The 9,127-nt window shown below is 63.8% G+C and carries 8 protein-coding genes; 7 read left to right on the forward strand and 1 reads right to left on the reverse strand.

All coding sequences use genetic code 11. The annotated features are described in order from the left end of the window. Positions 1-183: 183 nt before the first annotated feature. A complete protein-coding gene (locus QZ329_RS00425) occupies positions 184-828 on the reverse strand; it encodes an aspartate/glutamate racemase family protein (RefSeq protein ID WP_295747166.1) in 645 nt (214 codons plus the stop codon). A 143-nt stretch (positions 829-971) separates the two neighbouring features. Here QZ329_RS00425 and QZ329_RS00430 point away from each other — a divergent pair, with 143 nt between their 5' ends. The 7 genes from QZ329_RS00430 (at position 972) to QZ329_RS00460 (ending at position 8,723) form a co-directional block, all read left to right on the forward strand. Next, positions 972-2,483 (forward strand): polysaccharide biosynthesis C-terminal domain-containing protein, encoded by a 1,512-nt coding sequence (locus QZ329_RS00430; protein WP_295747168.1) that lies wholly within the window; start codon positions 972-974, stop codon positions 2,481-2,483. A 71-nt stretch (positions 2,484-2,554) separates the two neighbouring features. Then, positions 2,555-3,634, forward strand: a complete 1,080-nt coding sequence (locus QZ329_RS00435) for a DUF4118 domain-containing protein (RefSeq protein ID WP_295747170.1) — start codon at positions 2,555-2,557, stop codon at positions 3,632-3,634. Further along, entirely contained in the window at positions 3,631-4,338 is a 708-nt protein-coding gene (locus QZ329_RS00440; protein ID WP_295747172.1) for a response regulator transcription factor, read from the forward strand. The genes QZ329_RS00435 and QZ329_RS00440 overlap by 4 nt, the downstream gene beginning before the upstream one ends. A gap of 218 nt (positions 4,339-4,556) precedes the next feature. Further along, positions 4,557-6,734, forward strand: a complete 2,178-nt coding sequence (gene nrdD, locus QZ329_RS00445; protein ID WP_295747174.1) for an anaerobic ribonucleoside-triphosphate reductase — start codon at positions 4,557-4,559, stop codon at positions 6,732-6,734. 18 nt (positions 6,735-6,752) lie between these two features. Beyond that, positions 6,753-7,280: an anaerobic ribonucleoside-triphosphate reductase activating protein gene (gene nrdG / locus QZ329_RS00450; RefSeq protein ID WP_295747176.1), complete on the forward strand. Its 528-nt coding sequence runs from the start codon at positions 6,753-6,755 to the stop codon at positions 7,278-7,280. Between the two features lie 17 nt (positions 7,281-7,297). Beyond that, entirely contained in the window at positions 7,298-7,756 is a 459-nt protein-coding gene (locus QZ329_RS00455; protein WP_295747178.1) for a helix-turn-helix transcriptional regulator, read from the forward strand. Between the two features lie 121 nt (positions 7,757-7,877). Further along, positions 7,878-8,723 (forward strand): tyrosine-type recombinase/integrase, encoded by an 846-nt coding sequence (locus tag QZ329_RS00460; RefSeq protein WP_295747180.1) that lies wholly within the window; start codon positions 7,878-7,880, stop codon positions 8,721-8,723. The last annotated feature ends 404 nt before the right edge of the window (positions 8,724-9,127 follow it).

A 9,127-nucleotide genomic window follows, 5' to 3' on the forward strand; every position in this document is an offset into this window, starting at 1 on the left:
TTGCATTGTACACCCATCTTCAAAAAATGTCCAGACTGTGAACGGTGATTTTTCTGGAAAATTTGTAATTTCCTGCGGAACCCTTACGGCCTCACAGCCTTCCCGCCTCCGCCCAAAAAGAGGAAATTTTCCCCCGCAGGCGGAAAGTGGGGGCGCAATCGATTACCCGCCGGGACAGCTTTCTCAGCGGCCCAAAACCAGCTCCGCCAGCCGCTCCGAGGGGTCCAGGACAGGGAGGTCCGTCCGCCTTTGCAGAGCCGCCTTTACATAGGGGAAGTGGGTGCAGCCCAGGACCACCGCCTCCGCGCCGTTTTGCTCGAAGAAGCGGAGCAGCGTCTCCAGGCCGCAGTCCTCCACAAGGATCTCCGGCGGCGTTCCCGCCTCCACGCCCTGGACCAGCGCCAGGTTCGCCGCGCCCAGGACCAGAATCTCCGGCGAGGCGTTCACCATGGCCCGCTCCACTCCGGCGGCGCCCTGGCAGTTGGCGGCCAGAACGCCCACCCGGCGATAGGTTCGGGCGATCTCGCCATAAACGTCCATGGGCGTCCAAATCCGGAGACCCCGCGGTTCCGCCAGGGCGCGGGCGTCGATGGTGGCGCTGAGGGAGTTGCAGTAAAGCAAAACCCGCTCCAGGCCCTGCGCGCGGATGCGGTCCAGAATGGCTCCCACGGCGCGCTCCCGCGCGGTCTGAGGCCCGGTCTGGAATATGGTCTGTTCCTCCGGCGTCTGGGAGACGGGGAAGCCCAGGGCCCGGGCTCCTTTTTTCTTTAATAACCCGGCGCCCATCCGGGTGTCCACCGGGGTTCCGGCGATGACGGCGATGTTCATTTGTGTGTTCCTTTCCGGCTTTTTATTCGAGGTTTTGTGGGGGTGACTTTGATTGTACCACAGCCCCGCCGCCGGTTCAACCCGAACCCTTTTTGTCCTACCCTCCCCTCCTCGTCCATATAGTGTAGGACGGGGGTGTTGTTTTGAAAAAGGGAAGCTCCATGTTTTACGGCGCTCTGCTGCTCACCGGCGCGAATCTCGTGCTCCGCCTGGCGGGCATGAGCTTTCAGGTCTATCTCTCCGGCCGGGTCGGAGCCGTCGGGGTGGGCCTTTTGCAGCTGGTCCTCTCCGTGCGGATGCTGGCGTTCACCGTCGGCTCCGCCGGGGCCCGGACCTGCGCTCTCTACCTCTCCGCCGAGGCCCTGGGGCGGCGGCGGAACGTCCGGCCCGCCCTGGCGGGCTGCGTCTGGTACTGCCTCCTCTTTTCCCTGCCCACGGCGGCGGGGATGTGGGCCCTCGCGCCCCGGATTGCCTGCGGCTGGATTGGGGACACCGCCGGGGAGGCGGCCCTCCGGGCCTTCGCCCTGTTTCTGCCCGTGGGCTGCCTGAACGGCGTGATGACCGGCCTCTTCACCGCCGCCGGGCGGCTGCGGACTCTGGTGGCGGTGGAATTTCTGGAGCAGGGCTGCTCCATGGCGGTCACCTTCGCCCTGCTCGCCCGCTGGGCGGGGGAGAATACGGAGCGGGCCTGCCTCTCCGTGGCCCTGGGGTCCTCCGCGGCGGCGGCGCTGTCCCTGGGGGCTCTGTGGGCGCTCCGGCAGGAGGGGCCGCCTGCCGGCCGGGAGGACCGCCCGCCCTGGCGGCGGGTGGCCCGCATGGCGCTGCCGGTGGGGCTGGCGGACGATCTGCGGGCGGGGCTGAACACCATTGAAAATCTCATCATCCCCCGGCGGCTGGCCCTGTTCGCCGGGACGGTGAACGCCATGGCGGATTACGGCGTCCTTCACGGCATGGTCTTCCCGGTGCTGATGTTTCCCGCCGCCATCCTGGCCTCCCTGGCGGATCTGCTGGTGGCGGAGTTCTCCCGCTGCGCCCGCCGCCGGGGGCAGGTCCGGGTCCGCTACCTGGCCCGGCAGGGGCTGCGGGTCTCCTGGCTCTTCGGCATCTGCGCCGGAGGGATGATCTTTGCCGCCGCCCGGCCCCTGGGAGAGCTGCTCTATCACAGCGAGGCCGCCGGGGCCTGCCTCCGGCTGTACGCGCCCCTGGTCCCCATTCTCTACCTGGACGTCGTGGTGGACGCCATGTGCAAGGGCCTGGGCCAGCAGAGCGCCAACGCCCGCTACAACCTCATGACGAACCTGCTGGACGTGGCCCTTCTCTGGCTGCTGCTGCCCCGGTGGGGCATGGGGGGCTATTATTTCAGCTTTGCCGCCTCCCACCTGGTGAACTTTGCCCTGAGCCTCCGGCGGCTGGGACAGTCGGCGGGCCTGCGGTTCACTCCGGGCCCGGCGGTGCGGGCGTTTCTCTGCGCCGCTGCCGCCGCGCTGCCGGGATTCCTTCTCCGTCCCCAGGCGGGAGCGGCGGGGGCTCTGGTTCCCATGGGATGCTATCTGCTGGCGCTGGGGGCGCTGTGGCTGGCCTTCCGGGTGGTGGGGCGGCGGGATGCGCTGTGGCTCAAGGGCTTGGTGGGCGCTGGCCGGAAGCCCCGGGGCTGATGATTGAATTTTGCCGGAACTCCTGTTATAATAAAGAAAACGACATGCTGTTGGTGAAAGGAGCTTCCGCCATGGCCTTCCGCAAACCCTGGGTCTCTCCCCTCTTTCCCGTCTCCCGGCGGGACTTCTTTGTCACGGCCGTCATTCTCCTCTGCGCGGTGCTGCTGTGCTTCTTCCTCCGGCTGGCGGGCAGCATCGACGGCTTCGCCGCCCCGGTCTTCGTGCTGGCGGTGCTGCTGATTTCCCGGCTTACCAGCGGCTACCTCTATGGGTTCCTCTCCGTGATCCTGGGGGTGGTCTTCGTCAACTTTATCTTCACGTATCCCTACTGGGCCTTCGACTTCCACAATCCCGGCTATCCGCTGACCTTCTTCACGCTGCTGATGATCTCCCTCATCACCAGCACCCTCACCGCCCAGGCCAAGCGGCAGGCCAGCCTCCTGGCGGAGAACGAGCGGGAGAAGATGCGCTCCGGCCTTCTGCGCTCCGTCTCCCACGACATCCGGACGCCGCTGACGTCCATCGTGGGGTCCACTTCCGCCGTGCTGGAGAACCCGGGCCTCTCGCCCCAGGAGCAGCGGAAGCTGCTGGAAAACGCCCGGGAGGAGGCCCAATGGCTGATCCGGGTGGTGGAAAACCTCCTCTCCATCACCCGCATGGGGGACGATCAGGCCCCCATCGCCAAGGAGCCGGAGCCCGCCGAGGAGGTGCTGGGCGAGGCGGCCCGAAAGTTCCGCCGGCGCTTTCCCAAGGTAAACGTCGCCGTCTCCGTGCCGGAGGAGCTGGTGATGGTACCCATGGACCCCATTCTCATAGAACAGGTGCTGGCCAACCTCCTGGAGAACGCCGCCGTTCACGGAGGGGCCGCCAACATCGCCCTCTCCCTGGAGAAGGAGGGCGCTTGCACCCGGTTCGCTGTCCGGAACGACGGCCGGGGCATCCCCAAAAACGAGCTGGACAGCCTTTTTGACGGCCGCCTCAAACCCCAGCGCCCCCCGGACGGCGACGGGAAGCGGAACATGGGCCTGGGGCTCTCCGTCTGCCGGGCCATCGTTCTGGCCCACGGGGGAACCATCGGGGCCCGGAACCTGCCCCAGGGGGCGGAGGTCTTCTTCTCTCTGCCCCTGACCGCCAAGGAGGTGCCGTCATGAACATCCGGGAAAAGATACTGGTCATTGAGGATGAGAAGAGCATCGCCCAGTTCATCGCCGCCGTGCTGGACGGGCAGGGCTATGAGACCGTGCAGGCCCGCACCGGGCGGGAGGGGCTCTCCATGCTCTCCTCCCACTGCCCGGACCTGGTGATTCTGGACCTGGGGCTGCCGGATATGGACGGGCTGGACATTCTCCGCCAGCTGCGCAGCTGGTCCAGCCTGCCGGTGGTGGTGGTCTCCGCCCGGTCCCACGAGCGGGACAAGGTCACCGCCCTGGACCAGGGGGCCGACGATTATCTCACCAAGCCCTTCGGCACCGCCGAGCTGCTGGCCCGGGTCCGCACCGCCATCCGCCACACCCGCACCGCCAGCGGCAACGGCGAGATCGCCCAAAAGGGCACCTACACCGTGGGAGAGCTGGTCATCGACTACAACAAGCACCAGGTTCTGGTCCGGGGGAAAAACGTGAAGCTCACCCTCAGCGAGTTCCGCATCGTGGCCCTGCTGGGCAAGCACGCCGGGAAGGTGCTGACCTACGACTTTATCATCCGGGAGCTCTGGGGCCCCCGGGCCGGAGGGGGCAACCAGATTCTGCGGGTCAACATGGCCAACATCCGCCGCAAGATCGAGCGGAACCCCGCCGAGCCGGAATACCTCTTCACTGAGGTGGGCGTGGGCTACCGTCTGGCCGAGGGGGAATAGACCGCCTCTCCGAGGAAAAAAATTTACAGCATTTCCCAAACTCCCGCAAACCCTTGCGCCCACGGCGTTGGGAGATTTTCCCGCCGCACCCGCCGGAAAAATTTTGGGGGATTGTCGCAAAAAACACTTGCGTCCCCCATATCTTGTGTGATATACTCGCCCCGCTGCCGAAGTATTGTGGTCAAAACAGATATACATTCGATATAGGGGGATACCGCATGAAAGTTATTAAGAGGAACGGCGCCGAGGTCTCATTCGACATCACCAAGATTATGGCGGCCATCACCAAGGCCAACGAAAGCATCGAAGAGGCGAAGCGCATGACCTCCACCCAGGTCCGGCGGATCGCCGAGTCTGTGGAGCTAGCCTGCCAGGAAATGGGCCGTTCCCCTTCCGTGGAGGAGATTCAGGATCTGGTGGAGTATCAGATCATGGCCCACGGCGCCTTTGAGGTGGCGAAGAATTACGTCACATACCGCTATACCCGTTCCCTGGTCCGCCGGAGCAATACCACGGACGAGCGCATCCTCAGCCTCATCGAATGCTGCAACGAGGAGGCCAAGCAGGAGAACTCCAACAAGAACCCCGTGGTGAACTCCACCCAGCGGGACTATATGGCCGGCGAGGTCTCCCGGGACCTCAGCGAGCGGCTGCTGCTGCCCAAGGAGATCGTGGAGGCCCATCAGGAGGGCATCATCCACTTCCACGACTCCGATTATTTCGCCCAGCACATGCACAACTGCGACCTGGTGAACCTGGAGGACATGCTGCAAAACGGCACCGTCATCACCGGCACCATGATCGAGCGGCCCCACAGCTTCGCCACCGCCTGCAACATCGCCACCCAGATTGTGGCGCAGGTGGCCTCCAACCAGTATGGCGGCCAGTCCATCTCCCTGGCCCATCTGGCCCCCTTTGTGGACGTCAGCCGGAAGAAGCTCCGGGTGATTGTGGAGCAGGAGCTGAAGGACGTGGGTATTGTCCTGGATGAGGAGCACCTCTCCGCCCTGGTGGAATCCCGCCTGCGGGAGGAGGTCCGGGGCGGCGTGCAGACCATTCAGTATCAGGTGCTGACGCTTCTGACCACCAATGGACAAGCCCCCTTTGTGACGGTGTTCATGTACTTGGGCGAGGCCAGAAACGAGCAGGAGCGGAAGGACCTGGCCCTTATCATCGAGGAGACCCTGGCCCAGCGCTACGAGGGCGTGAAAAACGAGGACGGCGTGTGGATCACCCCCGCCTTCCCCAAGCTCATCTACGTGCTGGAGGAGGACAACATCCGGGAGGACGCCCCCTATTGGTATCTCACAAAGCTGGCGGCCAAGTGCACCGCCAAGCGGATGGTTCCGGACTACATCTCCGAGAAAAAGATGCTGGAGCTGAAGGTGGACAAGAACGGCGAGGGCCACTGCTACACCTGCATGGGCTGCCGCAGCTTTCTGACGCCTTACGTGGACCCGGAGACGGGAAAGCCCAAGTACTACGGCCGGTTCAACCAGGGCGTGGTCACCATCAACCTCCCCGACGTGGCCCTGAGCTCCGGCGGGAACGTCGAGAAGTTCTGGAAGATTTTCGACGAGCGGCTGGAGCTTTGCCACCGGGCCCTCCTGTGCCGCCATGAGCGTTTGAAGGGCACTCCTTCCGACGTGGCCCCCATTTTGTGGCAATACGGCGCCTGCGCCCGGCTCAAGAAGGGGGAGACCATCGACAAGCTGCTCTACGGCGGCTACTCCACCATCTCCCTGGGCTACGCGGGACTGTACGAGTGCGTGAAGTACATGACGGGCAAGAGCCACACGGACCCCTCCGCCACGCCCTTTGCCCTCCAGATCATGGAGACCATGAACGCCGCCTGCCGGAAGTGGAAGGCGGAGCACAACATTGATTTCAGCCTCTACGGCACCCCGCTGGAGTCCACTACCTACAAATTCGCCAAGTGCCTCCAGCGCCGCTTCGGCATCATAGAGGGCATCAACGACAAGGGCTATATCACCAACAGCTACCACGTCCATGTGACGGAGCCGATCAACGCCTTTGATAAGCTGAAATTCGAGGCGCAGTTCCAGCACCTGTCCCCCGGCGGAGCCATCAGCTATGTGGAGGTGCCGGACATGCAGAACAATCTGGAGGCGGTGCTCCAGGTGATGAAGTTCATCTATGACAACATCATCTACGCGGAGCTGAACACCAAGAGCGACTATTGCCAGGTCTGCGGCTGGGACGGGGAGATTCAGGTCGTGGAGGAGCACGGCAAGCTGGTTTGGAAGTGCCCCAAGTGCGGCAATACGGACCAGGACAAGATGAACGTGGCCCGGCGGACCTGCGGCTACATCGGGACCCAGTTCTGGAACCAGGGCCGGACCCAGGAGATTCGCGACCGGGTGCTGCATCTGTAAGGCGCGAAAGGAGCGGCCATGTATTACGGCGAGATCAAGGACTGCGACATCGCCAACGGCGAGGGGGTTCGGGTGAGCCTCTTCGTCTCCGGCTGCACAAATCGCTGCCGGCACTGCTTCCAGCCCCAGACGTGGGCCTTTGACTATGGGCAGCCCTTCACCCAAGAGACGGAGGAGCGCATCCTGTCCCTGCTGTCCCCCAGCTATGTCAACGGGCTGACCCTCTTGGGAGGCGAGCCCTTCGAGCCTGAAAACCAGAGGGCGCTGCTTCCCTTCGTCCGGCGGGTGAAGGCGGCCTATCCGGAGAAGAGCGTTTGGGCGTACAGCGGCTTTACCTATGAAGAGCTGCTGGAGGAGGGAACCCATGCCCATTGCGAGGCGACGGCGGAGCTGCTGGGCCTTCTGGACGTACTGGTGGACGGCCGCTATGTGGAGGCGCTGAAGGACATCTCCCTTCGCTTCCGGGGCAGCTCCAACCAGCGCCTCATTGATCTGAACTCCACCCGGCGGACGGGAGCGGTGACGCTCCTGCCGGACCGGCGCTGACAAACGGAGGTTGTATCATGATCACAATCGCACAGCGCATAGAGGCGCTTCGCACCGAGCGGGGCCTGAGCCGCCCCGCGCTTTCGGCCGCCCTGGGCTTTCCCAAGACGGCGGCGGAGAAGTTTGAAACCGGACGGCAGACGCCCTCCCAGGACCAGCAGAAGAAGCTGGCGGAGTACTTCGGCGTCTCCCTGGCCTATCTCCGGGGAGAGAGCGACGACCCCTCCGGCGGGGAGAGCTGGCTCAGCGGCGGTGTGCCCGGCGACGACGGGCCGGTCCAGATTCCGGCGGCCCGTCCCGCACCGAAAAAAAACCGCCCGGCGGCGGTGCAGGAGGATGGAGCGGTGTTCGGCGCCCTGCTGAAGAGCCCCTCCTTCCAGGCGCTGGTCCGCTCCGCCGCGCTGGAGGCCCTCCGGTCCCCCGAGGGGCAGGAGATTTTGGCCAAGGCCGTTCGCCGGGAGCTTGGCCGGGGCTAAAACGCCTATGCTAATATGATAAGTATAACAATGCCACGCCATGTCCTTGGACATGGCGTGGCATATTTTTGGTGAATCGGGTACAATAGAAGCGCTTATGTTTGTGAAAGGAGCGCCATTTATGGAAATTGATACCCTGACGCCAAGACAACTGCTCGCCTTCCAGGAGGCCCTGCGGCAGGAGGAGCGCGCCGCCGCCACCATTCAAAAATACCTCCGAGACCTCCGGGAATTTTCCGCCTGGCTGGCGGACCGCCCCCTCTCCCGGGAGGCTGCCGCCGGGTGGAAGGAAAGCCTCCTCTCCTCCGGCCTTGCCCCTGCCACCGTAAACTGCAAGCTCTCCGCCCTCAACGGGTTTCTCCGCTTTTCAGGGCGGGAGAGCTGCCGGGTGAAATTCCTTCGGGTCCAGCGCCGGATGTTCCGGGAGCAGAGCCGGGAGCTTGGCCGGGGGGAATATCTTCGCCTGCTCTCCGCCGCCCGGGAGACCGGCCGGGAGGGACTGGCTTTGCTGATGGAGGCCATCTGCTCCACCGGCATCCGGGTCTCCGAGGTGCGCTATCTCACTGTGGAGGCCGCGCGGCAGGGGGAGGCCGTCATCTATCTCAAAGGCAAAATCCGCACCATCCTGCTGCCGGGGAAGCTCCGGAAGAAGCTGCTGCGCTTTGCCCGGGAACAGAGAATCGCTTCCGGTGAGATTTTTCTTGCCAGGGACGGGGGCAGCCTCTCCCGAAAGCAGATCTGGCGGGGGATGAAAGCTCTGTGCCGGAGGGCCGGGGTCCGCCCCTCCAAGGTCTTTCCCCACAATCTGCGGCATTTGTTCGCCACAACCTTCTATCAGGTGTGCCGGGATATCGTGAAGCTGGCGGACCTGTTGGGACACAGCTCCGTGGACACCACGCGGATTTACCTCCTCTCCGGCGGAGCGGAGCATGCCCGCTGCTTAGAGCGCCTGCGGCTGGTCTGCTAGGGAACGGAATGCGTATTTTGGGACGTTATGCCCACACATTCACCTGCTTTGCGCCATATTTTGGCAGCAAATGAGCATGGCGAATCAAGGCCGGAAAGAGAATTCTTTCTGCGGCCTTGATTCGCCATGCTTATTTGTGAAATGCTGGAGTCCGCTCTTGCTTTTGAAAGCGTTTCTATGTATAATGAAAAATAGTCTAGTTTGGGACAGGGGTGTTTTCCAGAACCCGACGTTCCAAAATACGCATTCCGTCTCCGGAGGCCGGGAGGCGGACGCAGAAAAGAAGGTGAAACCGTTGGCTATTAAGCATGCTTTATATCTCTCCGGGTGCCCGCCCGGCGGTGAAGCGGCGCGGTTTCGCGCCTTGGTCTTCAAGAACCGCAGACGGGGGCGGCTCACGGCGC

The sequence above is a fragment of the uncultured Oscillibacter sp. genome, from assembly GCF_910579365.1.
Classification (GTDB): domain Bacteria; phylum Bacillota; class Clostridia; order Oscillospirales; family Oscillospiraceae; genus Oscillibacter.

Coding starts and splice junctions, on each gene's coding strand:
- QZ329_RS00455 (WP_295747178.1), top strand. CDS start 7,298: ATGATCACAATCGCACAGCGCATAGAGGCGCTTCGCACCGAGCGGGGC.
- QZ329_RS00440 (WP_295747172.1), top strand. CDS start 3,631: ATGAACATCCGGGAAAAGATACTGGTCATTGAGGATGAGAAGAGCATC.
- nrdG (WP_295747176.1), top strand. CDS start 6,753: ATGTATTACGGCGAGATCAAGGACTGCGACATCGCCAACGGCGAGGGG.
- QZ329_RS00460 (WP_295747180.1), top strand. CDS start 7,878: ATGGAAATTGATACCCTGACGCCAAGACAACTGCTCGCCTTCCAGGAG.
- QZ329_RS00435 (WP_295747170.1), top strand. CDS start 2,555: ATGGCCTTCCGCAAACCCTGGGTCTCTCCCCTCTTTCCCGTCTCCCGG.
- nrdD (WP_295747174.1), top strand. CDS start 4,557: ATGAAAGTTATTAAGAGGAACGGCGCCGAGGTCTCATTCGACATCACC.
- QZ329_RS00425 (WP_295747166.1), bottom strand. CDS start 828: ATGAACATCGCCGTCATCGCCGGAACCCCGGTGGACACCCGGATGGGC.